Origin of the sequence: Streptomyces sp. NPDC088261 (assembly GCF_044740805.1) — a bacterium.
Classification (GTDB): Bacteria; Actinomycetota; Actinomycetes; order Streptomycetales; family Streptomycetaceae; genus Streptomyces.
The window spans coordinates 510,376-527,571 of record NZ_JBIURL010000001.1 but is presented as its reverse complement, the minus strand read 5'-3'; the positions used below and the strand labels follow the sequence as shown (position 1 = coordinate 527,571).

Annotated in this window: 16 protein-coding genes; 8 read left to right on the top strand and 8 right to left on the bottom strand. The window is 71.4% G+C overall.

The window, feature by feature from the left end; translation table 11 throughout:
* Positions 1-95: 95 nt before the first annotated feature.
* Entirely contained in the window at positions 96-1,694 is a 1,599-nt protein-coding gene (locus tag ACIODU_RS02255; protein ID WP_356418259.1) for a protein kinase domain-containing protein, read from the top strand.
* Positions 1,695-1,752: 58 nt separating this feature from the next.
* Here the strand turns inward: ACIODU_RS02255 and ACIODU_RS02250 are convergent, their stop codons facing one another.
* The 3 genes from ACIODU_RS02250 to ACIODU_RS02240 all read right to left on the bottom strand — a co-directional run bounded on the left by ACIODU_RS02250 (position 1,753) and on the right by ACIODU_RS02240 (position 4,058).
* Complete coding sequence (locus ACIODU_RS02250; RefSeq protein ID WP_401762929.1) at positions 1,753-2,832, bottom strand: phosphotransferase; 1,080 nt, start codon at positions 2,830-2,832, stop codon at positions 1,753-1,755.
* 33 nt (positions 2,833-2,865) lie between these two features.
* Positions 2,866-3,288: a pyridoxamine 5'-phosphate oxidase family protein gene (locus ACIODU_RS02245; RefSeq protein ID WP_356418261.1), complete on the bottom strand. Its 423-nt coding sequence runs from the start codon at positions 3,286-3,288 to the stop codon at positions 2,866-2,868.
* Between the two features lie 110 nt (positions 3,289-3,398).
* Positions 3,399-4,058, bottom strand: coding sequence for a response regulator (locus ACIODU_RS02240; RefSeq protein WP_401762926.1), 660 nt, complete (start codon positions 4,056-4,058; stop codon positions 3,399-3,401).
* Between the two features lie 337 nt (positions 4,059-4,395).
* Between ACIODU_RS02240 and pdhA the strand changes: the two genes are divergently transcribed.
* From pdhA to ACIODU_RS02225, 3 genes are read left to right on the top strand one after another with little or no spacing between them, the layout of a single operon-like run.
* Positions 4,396-5,574 carry a pyruvate dehydrogenase (acetyl-transferring) E1 component subunit alpha gene (pdhA, locus tag ACIODU_RS02235; RefSeq protein ID WP_356418265.1) on the top strand — a complete coding sequence of 393 codons (1,179 nt, stop codon included), beginning with the start codon at positions 4,396-4,398 and terminating at the stop codon, positions 5,572-5,574.
* A gap of 2 nt (positions 5,575-5,576) precedes the next feature.
* The gene (locus ACIODU_RS02230; RefSeq protein WP_356418267.1) at positions 5,577-6,557 is read left to right on the top strand and encodes an alpha-ketoacid dehydrogenase subunit beta; all 981 of its coding nucleotides are present in this window, start codon (positions 5,577-5,579) and stop codon (positions 6,555-6,557) included.
* A 14-nt stretch (positions 6,558-6,571) separates the two neighbouring features.
* On the top strand, positions 6,572-8,068 hold the full coding sequence (locus tag ACIODU_RS02225; RefSeq protein WP_401762922.1) for a dihydrolipoamide acetyltransferase family protein: 1,497 nt from the start codon (positions 6,572-6,574) through the stop codon (positions 8,066-8,068).
* Positions 8,069-8,167: 99 nt separating this feature from the next.
* Here the strand turns inward: ACIODU_RS02225 and ACIODU_RS02220 are convergent, their stop codons facing one another.
* Positions 8,168-8,767 (bottom strand): GNAT family N-acetyltransferase, encoded by a 600-nt coding sequence (locus ACIODU_RS02220; RefSeq protein ID WP_401762919.1) that lies wholly within the window; start codon positions 8,765-8,767, stop codon positions 8,168-8,170.
* Positions 8,768-8,880: 113 nt separating this feature from the next.
* A complete protein-coding gene (locus tag ACIODU_RS02215; protein WP_356418273.1) occupies positions 8,881-9,813 on the bottom strand; it encodes a serine hydrolase in 933 nt (310 codons plus the stop codon).
* A gap of 260 nt (positions 9,814-10,073) precedes the next feature.
* Between ACIODU_RS02215 and ACIODU_RS02210 the strand changes: the two genes are divergently transcribed.
* Both ACIODU_RS02210 and ACIODU_RS02205 read left to right on the top strand, forming a co-directional pair.
* The gene (locus ACIODU_RS02210; RefSeq protein WP_356418275.1) at positions 10,074-10,745 is read left to right on the top strand and encodes a GntR family transcriptional regulator; all 672 of its coding nucleotides are present in this window, start codon (positions 10,074-10,076) and stop codon (positions 10,743-10,745) included.
* On the top strand, positions 10,742-12,043 hold the full coding sequence (locus ACIODU_RS02205) for a nitrate/nitrite transporter (protein ID WP_401762915.1): 1,302 nt from the start codon (positions 10,742-10,744) through the stop codon (positions 12,041-12,043). The genes ACIODU_RS02210 and ACIODU_RS02205 overlap by 4 nt, the downstream gene beginning before the upstream one ends.
* Before the next feature lie 101 nt (positions 12,044-12,144).
* Here ACIODU_RS02205 and ACIODU_RS02200 read toward each other — a convergent pair whose 3' ends face one another.
* Entirely contained in the window at positions 12,145-12,969 is an 825-nt protein-coding gene (locus ACIODU_RS02200; RefSeq protein ID WP_356418279.1) for a maleylpyruvate isomerase family mycothiol-dependent enzyme, read from the bottom strand.
* A 173-nt stretch (positions 12,970-13,142) separates the two neighbouring features.
* On the opposite strand from ACIODU_RS02200, the gene ACIODU_RS02195 reads away from it, so the two are divergent.
* Positions 13,143-13,952, top strand: coding sequence for a carbon-nitrogen family hydrolase (locus ACIODU_RS02195; RefSeq protein WP_401762912.1), 810 nt, complete (start codon positions 13,143-13,145; stop codon positions 13,950-13,952).
* A gap of 97 nt (positions 13,953-14,049) precedes the next feature.
* Here ACIODU_RS02195 and ACIODU_RS02190 read toward each other — a convergent pair whose 3' ends face one another.
* Both ACIODU_RS02190 and ACIODU_RS02185 read right to left on the bottom strand, forming a co-directional pair.
* Entirely contained in the window at positions 14,050-14,544 is a 495-nt protein-coding gene (locus ACIODU_RS02190) for an LURP-one-related family protein (RefSeq protein ID WP_356418283.1), read from the bottom strand.
* Between the two features lie 9 nt (positions 14,545-14,553).
* Entirely contained in the window at positions 14,554-15,264 is a 711-nt protein-coding gene (locus tag ACIODU_RS02185) for a phosphotransferase (protein ID WP_401762909.1), read from the bottom strand.
* Between the two features lie 69 nt (positions 15,265-15,333).
* On the opposite strand from ACIODU_RS02185, the gene ACIODU_RS02180 reads away from it, so the two are divergent.
* Entirely contained in the window at positions 15,334-17,181 is a 1,848-nt protein-coding gene (locus ACIODU_RS02180; RefSeq protein WP_401762906.1) for an NHL domain-containing thioredoxin family protein, read from the top strand.
* Positions 17,182-17,196 lie beyond the last annotated feature (15 nt).

Here is a 17,196-nt window from a genome sequence, read left to right as displayed (position 1 = left end):
CGTACCCCCGAAAATTCCCGTACCCCTGAAAATCCCCGAACCACCGCGGGCCGCGCTGGCGGACTTGACGCGGACAGAAACGACGGCGAGGACTGATGGCACCCGAACCGGAAGCAAGCGGCGGCGGAGTGTCGGATGCCGCGGACTCCTGGGGCGAGGGCGGACTGGTCGGCGACGGCCGCTACCGGATGACCCATCGCCTGGGCCGCGGCGGTATGGCCGAGGTGTTCGCGGCCGAGGACGTACGGCTCGGGCGCACCGTGGCGGTGAAGCTGCTCCGGGCCGATCTGGCCGAGGACCCCATCTCCAAGGCCCGCTTCACCCGTGAGGCACAGTCGGTCGCCGGGCTCAACCACCACGCGGTGGTGGCGGTGTACGACTCCGGCGAGGACGTCGTCAACGGCCAGGTCGTGCCGTACATCGTGATGGAGCTGGTCGAGGGCCGCACGATCCGCGAGCTGCTGATGGAGGCGGAGGCCCCGCCGCCCGAGCAGGCGCTGATCATCGTCTCCGGCGTGCTGGAGGCGCTGGCCTACTCGCACCAGCACGGCATCGTGCACCGCGACATCAAGCCCGCGAACGTGATCATCACGCACAGCGGCGCGGTCAAGGTCATGGACTTCGGCATCGCGCGTGCCCTGCACGGCGCGCAGTCGACGATGACGCAGACCGGCATGGTCATGGGCACGCCCCAGTACCTCTCCCCCGAGCAGGCGCTGGGCAAGTCGGTCGACCACCGGTCCGACCTGTACGCGACGGGCTGCCTGCTGTACGAACTGCTGGCGCAGCGGCCCCCGTTCACCGGTGAGACGCCGCTGTCCGTCGTCTACCAGCATGTGCAGGACATCCCGGTGCCGCCCTCGGAGGTCTCCCCGCTGGCGCCGCCGGAGCTCGACGGCATGGTGATGCGCTCCCTCGCGAAAGAACCGGACGACCGGTTCCAGAGCGCCGAGGAGATGCGCGGGCTCATCCAGTACGGCATGCAGATGCTCCAGCAGCAGGGCAGCCACACCCACACCTGGAACACCGGCCCGGTCGACGCGCACGGCGGGGGCACCCCGCCGATGGGCATGGCCGCGACGACCGCGATGGGGCACCCGCCGCACGGCGAGACCTCGCAGCGCCCGATCCTGCCGCCGATGAACCCGAACGACGGCGCGTACGTGAACAGTCACGGCGGCCAGGGCGGTGGCGGGCGCGGCAAGATGCTGCTGTTCGTCGCGCTGGCGCTGGTCGCGATCGTGGCGGGTGTCGCCTTCGCGGTGCAGGGCATGGGCGCGAAGGACGACAGCGACAAGAACCCGAAGCCCTCGGTCAGCCCGAGCGAGTCGACGCCCTCCGACAAGCCCACGCCGAGCGAGTCCAAGTCGGAGGAGACCGAGGAGCCCGACACGTCGTCGGGCGGCCAGCAGCAGCCGGACTACACGCCTCCGCGCAAGCCGACCCCGTCGTTCTCCCCCTCCAAGGAGCCGTCGGAGACGCCGTCCTCGCCGGACACCGGCACGGACACGGGGGGCACCGAGGGCGGTACGACGGACGGGGGCACCACGGACGGCGGCAGCACCAACGGCGAGCCGTCGGGCGGGCCTTCGGAGCCGGCCACGACGGGCGACCCGGGCGCCACCGACGGGGGCGCGGTCGCGGGCACGGACGCCGGGGCCGTGGCGGGCACGGAAGGCGCCACCACCCCCTGACCCCGTACCCGCCCCGCGTGAGGCGTTCGCACCCCCGTGCGGTCACCGCGCTGTCGCGTCACCCCGCGAACGCCTCACGCACCGCCTCGTACTCCCGCGTCCACCACACCGCCAGGGCCGACACCGCGGCGAACTGCGGGTCGGCCCTCCGGTCGTCCAGCTGGTAGCGCCACCGGAGTATCCAGAAGTCGTTGAGCCGCTCCCACCACACCCGGTGCACGGCGGCGGCCAGTTCGGCGGAGCCCGCGCCGGCCGCCCGCCGGTAGCCGCGCGCGTAGGCCCGTACCTTCGTCAGGTCCAGCTCACCGGTCGGCCGTACGAAGAAGATCGCCGCCGCCCGTACGGCCTCCTCGGCGCGCGGCTGCACGCCCAGCCGGTCCCAGTCCACGATCGCGGCCGGCTCGGCGCCCCGGTAGAGCAGGTTCAGCGGGTGGAAGTCGCCGTGCACCCATCCCGTGGCCGGTTCCGCGCCCGGGGGCGGGCGGCGGTGGGCGTGACGTTCCAGCAGGGTCCGACGCTCGGTCAGGCGGTGCTCGGCCAGTTCGTCGAAGGCGTTGCGGGGGGCGTTGTGCCGGGCCAGGGCGAGGAGTTCGTCGATGAGGGCGAACGTCGAGGCGGGGTCCTGGCTGTCGTACGTGAGGGCGTGGGTGAGGGCCACCGGGTCCGCCTCCATCACCTGCTCCAGGCCGGTGTGGACGAGCCCGAGGAGGGCGCCGAGGCGCTCCGATCCGGCGCGGGTCAGCTGGGCGCCGTCGCGGTGGCGCCCCTCGATCCAGGGGTGGAGGGCGAAGCAGTGGCCGCCGATGACGGTGACGGTCTCGCCGGCGGCGTTCTCGACGGCCTCGGCCACCGGCACGCCGTGGCCCGGTAATCGCCGGGTGGCCCGGTGCTGGCGGGCGACGGCCTCGTGGTCGCCGTCCAGGTGGTGCTTGAGGAAGTAGGAGCCCCGGGTGGTCGCCAGCCGGTAGCCGCGGTTCAGCAGCCCTTGGGCGACCGGTTCGCAGGAGAGCGGCTCGCCCGCGCCGCGGTAGCGGCGGAGCAGCGCTCCGACGGGCGGACGGGAGTGGGCGGTGGGCCGGTGAGCGGGTGGAACGAACGTGAGGGTGGGGGTCGCCGGCATCGCGGCGGGCACAGCCATTGCATATGAGCGCAGCACATGTCAGATGTTAGATCACACGGTGTGCCTGGTCTGTCGCCCTGCGGAGTAGTCGAGCGTGTGTACGGAGAAGAACTGCGGCGTCAGTCGCATATATGCCGGTTCGTAGGGTTCGCCGTCGATCAGGGTCGGCGCCGGGCCGAACAGCTCCAGCTCTGCGGGGGTCGGTTCGATGATCTGTGCGGTCCCCGTGAGCTGCACCGACCAGAGGCCGGAACCCTCCACGTTGAAGTTGTCCGCGCCGAACGCCACCACCCCGCCCGCGCAGGCCCGGTGGTAGCCGTGGCCCGCGTGCATCCGCAGCAGCACGTCCCCGTCCGCCACGACGTGGCGCGCCGGCGCGACGAACGGCATTGCTCGCATCGTCGTCGCCACCCGTCCGTACGAGACGAGGGTGAGCAGCTCCAGTGCGCGGAGTTCCTGGGTCGTGGTGGGCATGACGTCCACTCTCCGTCACCGCGCCCCCTCTCACCAGGGGAGGCAGCCCCCGATGCCGCGGGACGTTGGTCCCGAAAGGGCCCGCGCACTCCGGTCGGAATCGGGGCGTATCAGTGCCTTTCGGCCTGGAGGCGGGCCACGTACGCGGCGGCCTGCGAGCGCCGTTCCATGCCGAGCTTGGACAGCAGGCTGGACACGTAGTTCTTGATCGTCTTCTCGGCGAGGTGCAGCTGCTCGCCGATCGCGCGGTTCGTCATGCCCTCGCCGATCAGGTCGAGGATCCTGCGCTCCTGGTCCGTCAGGCCCGACAGCTTGTCGTCCGGCTTGGGGCCGCTGCCGTCCCGCAGGCGCTGGAGCACCCGGGCGGTCGCCACCGGGTCGAGCAGCGAGCGTCCCGCCGCCACGTCCCGTACCGCGCTCAGCAGTTCGCTGCCCCGGATCGCCTTGAGCACATAGCCCGAGGCCCCGGCCATGATGGCGTCGAACAGCGCCTCGTCGTCCGAGAACGACGTCAGCATCAGGCACTTGATGTCCTCGTCGCGCGAGCGGATCTCGCGGCACACCTCGACCCCGCTGCCGTCCGGCAGCCGTACGTCGAGCACCGCCACGTCCGGACGGGTGGCGGGGATCCTCGCCATCGCGTCGGCGGCCGTGCCCGCCTCGCCGACCACCTCGATGTCCGCCTCCACGGAGAGCAACTCGTGGACACCGCGGCGGACGACTTCGTGGTCATCGACCAGGAATACTGAGATTTTTCCGTCTTCACCCACATAAATCAGTCTCACACACTCACCCTCCGCCTGCCCTTCCCTGGCACGGATCCGCCGGGATAACGTGCCGTTGTTCCGGCGGCCTGCAAGGCTGTGACCAGTGGGTGTTTCCGACTTCCCTCGATTTACTTGGATATCCGAGCAAAATCGCAGGTCACAAGGGGTTTCGCGGGAATGCCGCCCACTGGGTAACGTGCCTCTGACAGGGCGCTCGCCGGGGCAACTTGTCACGCCGGTCCCGGCCGACCCGCACCCACCCTGTGCGGACGGACGGAAGCGGCGAGCCGCACTGGTTCCCGGCGGATCCCGGGGGCCGGACAGACGGAGGAGCACGCACGTGACCGTGGAGAGCACTGCCCCGCGCAAACCGCGACGCAGTAGCGGCACCAAGCGCACCAGCGCCAGGAGGACGCCGCAGCAGCAGAGTTCCGAGCCCCAGCTCGTACAGCTGCTCACCCCCGAGGGTGAGCGCGTGGAGCACCCGGAATACGAGATCGACCTGACCCCCGAGGAGCTGCGGGGCCTGTACCGGGACATGGTGCTGACCCGGCGCTTCGACGCCGAGGCCACCTCGCTCCAGCGCCAGGGAGAGCTCGGGCTGTGGGCGTCGCTGCTGGGCCAGGAGGCCGCCCAGATCGGTTCGGGCCGCGCCCTGCACGACGACGACTACGTCTTCCCCACCTACCGTGAGCACGGAGTGGCCTGGGTCCGCGGAGTCGACCCGATCAACCTGCTCGGCATGTTCCGCGGCGTGAACCACGGCGGCTGGGACCCGGGCACCAACAACTTCCACCTGTACACGATCGTCATCGGCTCACAGACCCTGCACGCCGTCGGTTACGCCATGGGGGTGGCGAAGGACGGCGCCGACAGCGCCGTGATCGCGTACTTCGGCGACGGCGCCTCCAGCCAGGGCGACGTCGCGGAGTCGTTCACCTTCGCCGCCGTCTACAACGCGCCGGTGGTCTTCTTCTGCCAGAACAACCAGTGGGCGATCTCCGAGCCCACCGAGAAGCAGATGCGGGTGCCGCTCTACCAGCGCGCGCAGGGGTACGGCTTCCCCGGCGTCCGGGTCGACGGCAACGACGTCCTGGCCTGTCTGGCGGTGACCCGCTCCGCGCTGGCGCGGGCGCGCCGGGGCGAGGGGCCGATGCTGGTCGAGGCGTTCACGTACCGCATGGGCGCCCACACCACGTCCGACGACCCGACCAAGTACCGCGCCGACGAGGAGACGGAGTCCTGGCGGGCCAAGGACCCGATCCTGCGATTGCGCCGCCTCCTGGAGCGGGAGGGGCACGCCGACGAGGCGTACTTCACCGGTCTGGAGGAGGAGAGCGAGGCGCTCGGCAGGCGCGTCCGCGAGGCCGTACGGGCGATGCCGGACCCCGACCGTCTGGCGATCTTCGACCATGTGTACGCGGACGGGAGCGCGCTCGTCGACGAGGAGCGCGCGCAGTTCGCCGCGTACCAGGCGTCGTTCGCCGATTCCGCCGACTCCGCCGAGGGGGGTAAGTGATCATGGCCGTACAGAAGCTTCCTCTCGCGAAGGCGATCAACGAATCGCTGCGCAAGGCCCTGGAGACCGATCCCAAGGTCCTGATCATGGGCGAGGACGTCGGAAAGCTCGGCGGGGTCTTCCGGGTGACGGACGGGCTCCAGAAGGACTTCGGCGAGGGCCGGGTCATCGACACCCCGCTCGCCGAGTCGGGCATCGTCGGCACGGCGATCGGCCTCGCGCTGCGCGGCTACCGCCCGGTCGTCGAGATCCAGTTCGACGGCTTCGTCTTCCCCGCGTACGACCAGATCGTCACGCAGCTCGCGAAGATGCACGCCCGCGCGCTCGGCAAGATCAAGATGCCCGTCGTGATCCGTATCCCGTACGGCGGGGGCATCGGCGCGGTCGAGCACCACTCGGAGTCCCCCGAGGCGCTGTTCGCGCACGTCGCCGGGTTGAAGATCGTCTCGCCGTCGACGTCCTCGGACGCGTACTGGATGATGCAGCAGGCCATCCTCAGCGACGACCCGGTGATCTTCTTCGAGCCGAAGCGGCGCTACTGGGACAAGAGCGAGGTCGACCCCGAGGCCATCCCCGGCCCGCTGCACAGGGCGCGGGTCGCGCTCAGCGGCTCCGATCTCACCCTGGCGGCGTACGGCCCCATGGTGAAGGTCTGCCTGGAGGCCGCGGCGGCCGCCGCCGAGGAGGGCAAGTCGCTGGAGGTCCTGGACCTGCGGTCGATCTCCCCGATCGACTTCGACACCGTCCAGACGTCGGTGGAGAAGACCGGCCGGCTGGTGGTGGTGCACGAGGCGCCGGTGTTCTACGGCTCGGGCGCGGAGATCGCCGCCCGCGTCACGGAGCGGTGTTTCTACCACCTGGAGGCCCCGGTGCTGCGCGTCGGCGGCTTCCACGCGCCGTATCCGCCGGCCCGCCTGGAGGACGAATACCTCCCGGGCCTGGACCGGGTGCTCGACGCCGTCGACCGCTCGCTCGCGTACTGAGGAGTGCCGTGACCATGACTGCTGACACGTCCACGCGCTACCGCGAGTTCAAGATGCCCGACGTGGGCGAGGGGCTCACCGAGGCCGAGATCCTCAAGTGGTACGTCCAGCCCGGTGACGTCGTCACCGACGGCCAGGTGGTGTGCGAGGTCGAGACCGCGAAGGCGGCGGTCGAACTGCCCATCCCGTACGACGGGGTGGTGCACGAGCTGCGCTTCGCCGAGGGCACGACCGTCGACGTCGGGGAGTCCATCATCACGGTGGACGTGGCGCCGGGGAGCGGGGGGGCGGAGCCGGTGGCTCCGTCGTCTGCGTCCTCTTCGGAGGCTTCGGAGGCTTCCGCGCCCGCCTCGTCCTCTGCCGCTACGGGCGCCGGTTCCGCTTCCGCTTCCACCGGGACCGGTACCGCCGCCTCCGCCGGTCGTACGCCCGTCCTCGTCGGGTACGGAGTCGCCGAGGCGTCCACCAAGCGCCGCGCCCGCAGGGGCCCCGCGACCCCGTCCCCGTCCGTCCCCGGGCAGGGGGCGGCGGCCGCCGCCGTACAGGCCGAGATGAACGGCTACGCGACCTCCGTGGCCGTACCGGTCCAGGAGCCCGCGCGGACCCGGCCGCTGGCCAAGCCGCCCGTGCGCAAGCTGGCCAAGGACCTCGGCGTGGACCTGGGGGCGATCACCCCGACCGGTCCCGACGGGGTCATCACGCGCGAGGACGTCCACGCGGCGACCGCGCCCGCCGAGCCCGTCCAGGCGCCCGCCCCCGCCCCCGTACCGGCGACCGCCCCCGTGGCGGCCCCCGCCCCGGCGGCCGGCGCGCGGGAGACCCGTATCCCCATCAAGGGGGTACGGAAGGCCACGGCGGCGGCCATGGTGGGCAGCGCGTTCACCGCGCCGCACGTCACGGAGTTCGTCACCGTCGACGTGACCCGCACGATGAAGCTGGTCGAGGAGTTGAAGGCCGACAAGGAGATGGCGGGCGTGCGGGTCAACCCGCTGCTCCTCATCGCCAAGGCCCTGCTCGTCGCGATCAAGCGCCACCCCGAGGTGAACGCGACCTGGGACGAGGCGCGCCAGGAGATCGTGGTCAAGCACTACGTGAACCTGGGCATCGCCGCCGCGACCCCGCGCGGTCTGCTCGTCCCGAACATCAAGGACGCGCACGACAAGACCCTGCCCCAACTGGCCGCCGCGCTCGGCGACCTGGTGTCCACGGCCCGCGAGGGCCGGACGACGCCGGTGGCGATGCAGGGCGGCACGGTGACCATCACCAACGTCGGGGTCTTCGGCGTGGACACCGGTACGCCGATCCTCAACCCGGGCGAGTCGGCGATCCTCGCCGTCGGCGCGATCAAGCTCCAGCCCTGGGTGCACAAGGGCAAGGTCAAGGCCCGCCAGGTCACCACCCTGGCGCTGTCCTTCGACCACCGCCTGATCGACGGGGAGCTGGGCTCGAAGGTCCTGGCGGACATCGCCGCGATCCTGGAACAGCCCAAGCGGCTGATCACCTGGGCCTGACGGCACGGCACCGGAACACGGGCGGGCCGCGGACGTGAGACGTCCGCGGCCCGCTGTCGGTATGCCTTCAGTTCGTGGGTTCGTCTGTTCGTCGGCCTCTCAGCGCGCCGGATCGCGCCACATCGGGTACAGCGTCGGCCCGCCCGGCAGATCCGTGGTGACGTCCAGGTGGGCGTAGCCCAGGCGCGCGTACAGCTTCGCGCTGCGCTCGTTGCTCGCCTCCAGGTACGACGGCACGCCCTGCCGGTCGAGGTCGTCCAGGCGGTCGGTCAGCAGGGCCGTACCGAGCCCCTCGCCCAGCCGCTCCGGCCGTACGGCGATGAACGGCAGGTACTGGTGGTTCGTGTGGGCCGGGTGGTTGGCCGAGGACCGGATGTCGAACGCCCCGATCCGCTCCGCGTGGTACGCGCCGAGGAGGGGCTCGTACAGCGCCCTGAGGTCCGGCCCGCCGCCGTGCGCCGTGACGTCGACCGGCAGCCAGAGCGCCACGGCCGCGCGGTCGGGGGTCGTCCAGATCGCGCCCTCGGCGAGCGTCAGCTCCACGAAGGGGCGGAAGAACGGCGGGTGCAGCCGTACGCGGTCGGCCTCGTCCGGGAAGATCCAGCCGCTCACGGGGTCCTGGTGGAACCCGGTCGAGAGGACGGCCGTCACCTCGTCCGCGTCGGAGTCGTCCGCCCGCACGACGGATATGTTCGCCATTCCGGTCATCCCTCTTCGTCATGAAGGGGCGGGGCCACCGTCGTGGCCCCGCCCCCTTCGTGCCGGTTCGCGATCAGTGGACCGGCGTCCGGTCGATCAGCCGTGCCGCGCGGTCAGTCCTGCTGGGCGGAGGCCGGCAGCGTGCGCAGCTTCATCGTCTTGGCGGTCTTCGTGCCGAAGCCGTAGTCGAGCAGCTTCGCGGCGTCCGCGTAACGGTCCGAGCCGTTCAGGACCACACCCACCAGCGTCTTGCTGCCACGGGTGGCGGCGAAGACCAGGCAGGGGCCCGCGGCGGTGCCGGTGCCCGTCTTGATGCCGATGGCGCCCTTGTAGGAGCCGAGGAGCTTGTTCGTGTTGTACCAGGTGTACGTGCGCTTCTTGCCGGTGCTCGTCGTCGCCGGGGCCACGTACTTCGTCGCCTTCACGACGGCGCGGAAGTTGCTGTTCTTCATCGCGTACTGCGCGATCTTCGCGAGGTCGCGCGGGGTCGTGTAGTTGTTGCCGCCGGCCGAGATGCCGTCGAACGAGTCGAACTTGGTGTTCTTGAGGCCGAGCGACTTCGCCTTCGCGTTCATCTTCGAGATGAACGACTTCGTCCGGGCGGCGACGGTGGTTCCCGTGCCGTACGTGTCGGCCAGCGCGTACGCCGCGTCACAGCCGGAGGGCAGCATCGTCCCGTACAGGAGCTGGCGGACCGTCACCTTGTCGCCGGTCCTGAGGTCGGCGGTGCTCGCGCCTTCCTTGGCCACGTAGTCGCGGTAGGTCTGCTTGACGGTGACCTTCTTGTTGAGGTCGACGCCCTTGGTGCTGAGCACCACGGCGGCCGTCATGATCTTCGTGGTGCTGGCCATCTGGCGCTTGGTGTCGGGGGCCTTGCTGAAGACCGTGGCGCTGGACGAGTTGTTCAGCAGGAAGGCGCCCTTGCCGCCGACCGTCGGTTTGGTGGCGGCCTGCGCGGAGGAGGCCAGGGGAGAGGCGGCCAGCAGGAGACCGGCGCCGAGAGCGACCACGGCGGCCTTGCGTATGCCCGGGAGGGTGGATATCAAAGGAAACGCTCCGAGTTCGCGAATGCGGTGACAAGCGACGTGTGCGGGCCCTCCTGAAAGAGGGGTCCGAGGTAAGACTCCTGAGGATCCCCCAGGGATGTACGGGGCGCACGAGTTTGCGAATGTTTGATGTTCGGCGGGCGGCGGGCGGCGGGCGGCGGCGGCGGGGCGGAGCCGGGCCGGGACCGGGTCGGGACCGGGCGCGGTCCGCCATGCGGACGGAGGTTCTGTTGCACCTCTGTTGTATCTAAGCTGTGCGCATGCCTTCCGCCGCCCCCGTCGACCAGTCCCCCGCCAAACAGCCGCCCGCCGCCGACCGCGTCTACAGCCACATCAAGCAGGCCGTCCTCGACCGCCGCTACGAGGGCGGCACCCTCCTCACCGAGGGCGAACTCGCCGAGGCCGTCGGGGTGTCCCGTACCCCGGTCCGGGAAGCGCTGCTCAAGCTGGAGGTGGAAGGGCTGATCAAGCTCTACCCCAAGAAGGGCGCGCTGGTCCTCGCCGTCTCCGTGCAGGAGATCGCCGACGTGGTCGAAACGCGGCTGCTGGTCGAGGAGTTCGCCGTACGGAAGGCGGTCCCGGCCTCCGCCCGGCTGATCGCCCGGCTGGAAGAGGTGCTGGAGGAGCAGCGCGAGAAGGCCAGGATCGGCGATCTCGCCGCCTTCGCCGTCACCGACCGGTGCTTCCACGCGGAGATCGTGCGCTACGCGGGCAACGAGATCCTGTCGAAGCTCTACGACCAGCTCAGGGACCGGCAGTTGCGGATGGGCGTGGCGGTGCTGGAGGCCCACCCCGAGCGGGTCGCCAAGAGCATCGAGGAGCACGCCGAACTCCTCGACGCCGTCAGGTCCGGCGACGCCGAGGGCGCCGCGCGGAGCATCCGCCGCCATGTGAGCCGCGTCAAGGTGCTGGTCAGGGGTGAGGACCGGTGAGCGCCGCCGCCGTCGGCCTGCCGGGCGACCCACCGGGCGGGCGCCGCGCCCTGGGCGTCTGGGGCATCGGCGTCGCGGTCTACTTCGTCGCCGTCATCTTCCGTACGAGCCTGGGAGTGGCCGGACTCGACGCGGCGGACCGCTTCGACGTCAACGCCTCCGCCCTCTCCACCTTCTCGATCCTCCAGCTCCTCGTGTACGCGGGCATGCAGATACCCGTCGGCCTCCTGGTCGACCGGGTCGGCACGAAGCGGATGCTGACGTTCGGCGTGGTCCTCTTCACCGTCGGCCAGCTGGGCTTCGCGTTCTCGACCTCGTACGGTACGGCTCTCGCGTCGCGCGCCCTGCTGGGCTGCGGCGACGCGATGACGTTCATCAGCGTCCTGCGGCTCGGCACCCGGTGGTTCCCGGCCCGGCGCGGGCCGATGATCGCGCAGGTCGCCGCGTTCTTCGGGATGGCCGGCAACCTCGTCTCCACCGTCTTCATCTCCCGCACCCTGCACGGCCTCGGCTGGACCACGACCTTCGCGGGCAGTTCGCTGGCGGGGGTGGTCGTCCTCGTGCTGCTGCTCCTGTTCCTCAAGGACCACCCGGAGGGCCACGAGCCGCCGCCGTCCCGGCACGCCGGAACGGCCTACGTACGCAAGCAGATAGCCGAGTCCTGGCGTGAGCCGGGCACCCGCCTCGGGCTGTGGGTGCACTTCACCGGGCAGTTCCCCGCGATGATCTTCCTGCTGCTCTGGGGCATGCCGTTCCTGGTGGAGGCGCAGGGCATGTCCCGCGCCTCCGCCGGTGAACTGCTGACCCTCGTCGTGCTCTCCAACATGGTCGTCGGGCTGGTGTACGGGCAGGTCATCGGCCGCCACCACGAGGCCAGGATCCCGCTCGCCCTCGGCACGGTCGGCGCGACGGCGGTGCTGTGGGCGGCGACCCTCGCGTACTCGGGCGCGCACGCGCCGGGGTGGCTGCTGATCACCCTCTGCGTGGTCCTCGGCGCCTGCGGCCCCGCGTCGATGATCGGCTTCGACTTCGCCCGCCCCGCGAACCCGCCCGAGCGTCAGGGCACGGCCTCCGGAATCGTCAACATGGGCGGTTTTGTCGCCTCGATGTTCACGCTGCTCGCCGTCGGCGTCCTGCTGGACGCGACCGGCGGCGACTACCGGATCGCCTTCTCGTCCGTCTTCGTCCTCGAAGCGCTCGGCGTGGTGCAGATCCTGCGCCTGCGGGCGCGTACGCAACGGCGGGAGCGGGAGCGGCTGGTGGCGAGCCGGGTGGAGGCCGTGCACGTACCGGCGTGACCGTGCCGGCCGCGTGAGGTCCGGCGTGACCGCGGCGGCGTGAGGCCTGGGCGCGGCCGCGTGAGGCGTGCGGGGCCTCGCGGACCGACTGCCCCGACCCGCTAGCGCGTGACCGCGAACTCGCGCAGGATCGCCGCCGCCAGCTCCTGGTCGCCGTCGATCTTCACGCGGTCCGCCACCGCGTTGTACCGCACCCGGCCGCACGCCAGCCGGTAGTACGTCTCCCAGTCCAGCGCCAGGGACACCAGCGGGCCGAGCGAGGGCGAGCCGTCGATCGAGCCGCGGCCGTCCCCGTCCACCCGGACCGTCCGCAGGAACTCCAGCGGGCCGTGCACATCGATGACCACGGCGGAGTTGGGCGGCAGGCCCGCGTCCTTGGCGACGACCTTCGGCAGCGCGGCCAGCAGCGCGTCGCGGGTCACGTGGGCGCCGGGGGAGTCGAGGTTGCCCGGCCGGTTCAGGGTCGTACGGAGATCCTGCTCATGGACCCAGACGTCGAACGCCCGCGCGCGCAGGGCGGTTTCGAGGGTCTGCTCCTTGCCCAGAGGGGCCCGGACCATCGTGTCGGGCGAGCGGGTCTCGTTCCGCAGCTGACGGTTGCGGCGGATGATCGTGTACTCCAGCTCGGCCGTCATCTCCGGCGCGGTGTGGTGCCGCCGCACGTCGACCTGCATCTCCATGTACCGGGCGAACTCGGTCTGCACGTGGTAGAGATCACGCGGCAGGGAGTGGATCGGCCGTGGGTCCCCGAGCATTTCAGACTCCATGCCGATGACGTGCGAGACGACATCGCGTACGGACCAGGCGGGGCACGGTGTGCGCCAGTTCCATTCGCCCTCGACGAGCGGCTGCACCAGCTCGACTATGGCCTCGATGGAGTGGGTCCAGGCATCGGCGTAGGTTTGAAGGCTGGGATGGACGGTCACGGGACCCCTCGGCGGTTCTGCGGTACGCGGGCTGGCTTGCTTGCTGGCTGCGGTCTGCGGGCTGCGTGGGAGGCTCGGCAGCTAAGTTACGCTGCCCGATGGCACCCCGGCAGTGCTTTCGTGTGACGATCGTAGGCCCGTGTTGACGGCTCGAATGCCAGGACGGTGGTACTGTGCGCGCCTCTCTCCTCCAGATCGCAGTAGACCCGGACGAATCGGTCGAATCCCGTAGGTGGCGGGTGGCGGCGCTGGTACGGGAACAGCGCGGCGCGGACCTGGTGGTGCTGCCGGAACTGTGGCCCATGGGGGCATTCGCGTACGAACTTTTTGCCGTGGAGGCGGAAACGCCGGACGGCCCGACGTTCGGGGCGATGTCGGCGGCGGCGCGCGACGCGGGGGTCTGGCTGCACGCGGGGTCGATCGTGGAGCGGGTGCGGGACGGGGGTTCCGACCGCCTCTTCAACACCTCGCTGGTCATCTCCCCCGCCGGCGAGCTGGTCCGTACGTACCGGAAGATCCACCGCTTCGGCTTCGACAAGGGCGAGGCGACGCTGATGGACGCGGGCGCCGAACTGGTCACCGTGGCGCTCCCCGACACCACGATCGGCCTCGCCACCTGCTACGACCTCCGCTTCCCCGAGCTCTTCCGGGGCCTGGTCGACGCGGGCGCGCAGGTGCTCGTCGTCCCGGCCGGCTGGCCCGCGCGGCGGCGCGCGCACTGGTCGCTGCTGGCGCGGGCCCGCGCGGTGGAGAACCAGTCGTACGTCCTGGCCTGCGGGACCGCCGGGACCCACGCGGGCGTGGAGCAGGCGGGGCACAGCGTGGTCGTGGACCCGTGGGGCGAGGTGCTGGCCGAGGCGGGGGACGGCGAGGAGGTCCTGACGGTCGAGCTGGACCCGGCGCGGGTGGCGGTGACACGCGAGCAGTTCCCGGCGCTGAAGGACCGGCGGCTGGGGCTGGCGGCCCCGCCGGTACGCGACTGAGCGGGCCTCGGGGCCCGCATGCTGTCAGCCGCCGCCTTTCACGCGTGACCCGTCACGCGTGACCCGTCACCCCTCACCCCTCACCCGTCCTCCCGCTTCACCCGTCCTCCCGCTCCTTCTCCGCCATCCGGATCACGCACACCGCGACGGCGAGGAGGAGGGCGTGGTCGGAGTCGTCCCGTACGACCTCGACGCCGTACGTCTCCCGTACCCGCAGCCAGCGGCGCGAGATGTCCGCCAGCAGCTCGCCGTCGTACTCGACCGCGAACTCCCGGTCCAGGATCCGGCCGCTGACCTCCAGGTCGGAGCCGTCGGCGAGGCTCACCCGGTAGTGGTTGCGCAGCAGGGACAGCCGCTTCTTGCGGATGGTCGCGAGCGTCTCGCCGTCCCGCTCCAGCGTCATCGTGTCCCGCAGGCTGACCAGCTTCTGCCGCAGCGTGATCAGCACCCGCCCGTCGGTGTCCTTGAGCTCCAGCGTGTCGCGGAGCCGCAGCGCCTTGCCGTCGACGAGGAAGGCCTTGCGGCCGTCCTCGTCCTCGATCCAGTAGTCGTCGCCGATCGCGAAGATCTTGTCGCGCACGAGATATTTCATGCGGAACGCCTACCCGGGGACCACCGCGTCGTACCGGTGACGCACCAGAGTCACCGCCTCGTCCAGCTGTTCCCGTTCGGCGTCGGAGAGGGTGGGATTGGCGGCGCGCCGCTCCCGTACGTCCAGGAGAAGGTCCTCGAAGGACTCCCCCGATGCGTCCCCCGGCCCGCTTACCCGCCCCGCCGCCCGCAGCAGCGCCACCAGCCCCGCCCCCGCGCCCTCGGCGAGGGGTGCGCCGCTCACCGCGACCTGCGCCAGGATCAGCGCGGACATCGCCAGGTCGAGGCCGGGCGGGCCCTCCTCGGTGTTGCTCCAGTCGATCACGACGGGTCCGTCCGGCGTGAGCATCACGTTGTCCGGGTGGAGGTCGAGATGCAGCACCCGGTCCCCGGGCCGCGCCCCGACGCGCGCGGGCACCGCGTGCAGCCGCCGCAGCAGCCCGGCCAGTTGCGCCCCCGCCGCCTCGGGAGTGGTCCCGCCGCGCGCCAGCGTCTCCAGCATCGTCGGCCCCGACAGCCGCTCCATCACCAGCTCGCGGGGCACCTCGGGGCGGGGCGGCCGGACGCGTGGCACCGGATAGCCGTGCTCCCGCAGGTGCTCCATGACCACCGCCTCGGGGCCGGCGTCCAGCCCGACCCGGTAGCGCCGCAGCACCCACCCCTCGCCGTACGCGTACACGTCCGCGCTTCTGCCCGTCCCCAGCAGCTCCCCAGTTCGCATCCCGAGAAGGTAAGCGGCCCCCGGCCTCCCGGTCGAGAGGGTCCCGGGCCGAAATGGCACCCTTGACACATGAACGCTGCTTCTCCGGCCCCGCGCCGTGTCCGTGTCCGCGCTCCCGAGCTGGTCGGGAAGGGTGGCTGGCTGAATACGGGTGACACCTCCTACACCCTCGCCGACCTGCGGGGACGTATCGTCGTACTCGACTTCTGGACGTTCTGCTGCATCAACTGCCTGCACGTCCTGGACGAGCTGCGGGAGCTGGAGGAGAAGCACCGGGACACGGTGGTGATCATCGGGGTGCACTCGCCGAAGTTCGTGCACGAGGCCGAGCACCAGGCGGTGGTCGACGCCGTCGAGCGGTACGAGGTGCACCACCCGGTCCTGGACGATCCCGAGCTGGCGACCTGGAAGCAGTACGCCGTGCGGGCGTGGCCGACGCTGGTCGTGATCGATCCCGAGGGGTACGTCGTCGCGCAGCACGCGGGCGAGGGGCACGCGCACGCCATCCAGAAGCTCGTGGAGGAGTTGGAGGCGGAGCACGCGGCCAAAGGGACGCTGCGGCGCGGGGACGGGCCGTATGTGGCGCCCGAGGCCGTGGCCACGGATCTGCGGTTCCCCGGGAAGGCGGTCGTGCTGCCGGGGAGCGGGAACCTCCTCGTGTCCGACTCCACCCGCCACCAGCTGGTCGAGCTGGAGCCGGACGGTGAGACGGTCGTACGGCGGATCGGGACCGGCGGGCGCGGGTTCGGGCCGGATTCGTTCAGCGAGCCGCAGGGGCTGGCGCTGCTGCCCGACGGCACGGTGATCGTCGCCGACACCGTGAACCACGCGCTGCGTACGTACGACCCGGTCGGCGGCGAGATCAGGACCGTCGCCGGGACGGGGCGGCAGTGGTGGCAGGGCTCGCCGACCTCGGGGCCGGCGCTGGAGGTCGACCTCTCGTCGCCGTGGGACGTGGCGTGGTGGGCGGACCGGGTGTGGATCGCGATGGCCGGCGTGCACCAGCTGTGGACGTACGACCCGGCGACCGGCACGGTCGAGGTCGCGGCCGGCACGACCAACGAGGGCCTGGTGGACGGTCCCGCGGCCGAGGCGTGGTTCGCGCAGCCGTCGGGTCTCGCGGCGGCGGGGGACCGGCTGTGGGTGGCGGACTCGGAGACGAGCGCGCTGCGCTACGTGGAACGTACCTCCGCGTCAGGGGACTTCACCGTGCACACCGCCGTGGGGACGGGCCTCTTCGACTTCGGCCACCGCGACGGCCCGGCCGAACAGGCCCTGCTCCAGCACCCGTTGGGGGTCACCGCGCTGCCGGACGGCTCCGTCGCGGTGGCGGACACGTACAACCACGCCCTGCGCCGCTTCGACCCCGCGACGGGCGAGGTGACGACGCTCGCCACGGACCTGCGGGAGCCGTCCGCCGCCGTGCTGGTCGGCGAGGACATCGTGGTGGTGGAGTCGGCGCGCCACCGACTGACCCGGCTGCGGCTCCCCGAGGAGGCGGTACGGGTCGAGTCCGTCGCCCACCGCACGCGGCGCGCGGCCACCGAAGTGGCGCCGGGCGCGCTCCGGTTGGACGTCGTCTTCACGGCCCCCTCGGGCCAGAAGCTCGACACCCGCTACGGCCCGTCGACCCGCCTGCTGGTCTCCGCGACCCCGCCCGAACTCCTGGCGGACGGCTCCGGCGCCGGCACGGACCTCCACCGCGCCCTGCTCCTGGCCGACGGGATCACGGAAGGCGTCCTGCACGTCTCGGCGATGGCCGCGTCCTGCGACGACGACCCGTCGAACGAATACCCGGCCTGCCACGTCCACCAACAGGACTGGGGCGTCCCGCTCCACGTAACCCCGGAGGGCACCTCCCGCCTCACCCTGGTCCTGGCAGGCATGGACACCAACCCCCCGGCGACGGACGCCTGAGCGGGTTGTCGGCCG

Bases quoted from the DNA above. Each gene is read 5' to 3' on its own strand.
- ACIODU_RS02255 (WP_356418259.1), top strand. From the start codon at position 96: ATGGCACCCGAACCGGAAGCAAGCGGCGGCGGAGTGTCGGATGCCGCG.
- ACIODU_RS02250 (WP_401762929.1), bottom strand. From the start codon at position 2,832: ATGGCTGTGCCCGCCGCGATGCCGGCGACCCCCACCCTCACGTTCGTT.
- ACIODU_RS02245 (WP_356418261.1), bottom strand. From the start codon at position 3,288: ATGCCCACCACGACCCAGGAACTCCGCGCACTGGAGCTGCTCACCCTC.
- ACIODU_RS02230 (WP_356418267.1), top strand. From the start codon at position 5,577: ATGGCCGTACAGAAGCTTCCTCTCGCGAAGGCGATCAACGAATCGCTG.
- ACIODU_RS02225 (WP_401762922.1), top strand. From the start codon at position 6,572: ATGACTGCTGACACGTCCACGCGCTACCGCGAGTTCAAGATGCCCGAC.
- ACIODU_RS02220 (WP_401762919.1), bottom strand. From the start codon at position 8,767: ATGGCGAACATATCCGTCGTGCGGGCGGACGACTCCGACGCGGACGAG.
- ACIODU_RS02210 (WP_356418275.1), top strand. From the start codon at position 10,074: ATGCCTTCCGCCGCCCCCGTCGACCAGTCCCCCGCCAAACAGCCGCCC.
- ACIODU_RS02190 (WP_356418283.1), bottom strand. From the start codon at position 14,544: ATGAAATATCTCGTGCGCGACAAGATCTTCGCGATCGGCGACGACTAC.
- ACIODU_RS02185 (WP_401762909.1), bottom strand. From the start codon at position 15,264: ATGCGAACTGGGGAGCTGCTGGGGACGGGCAGAAGCGCGGACGTGTAC.
- ACIODU_RS02180 (WP_401762906.1), top strand. From the start codon at position 15,334: ATGAACGCTGCTTCTCCGGCCCCGCGCCGTGTCCGTGTCCGCGCTCCC.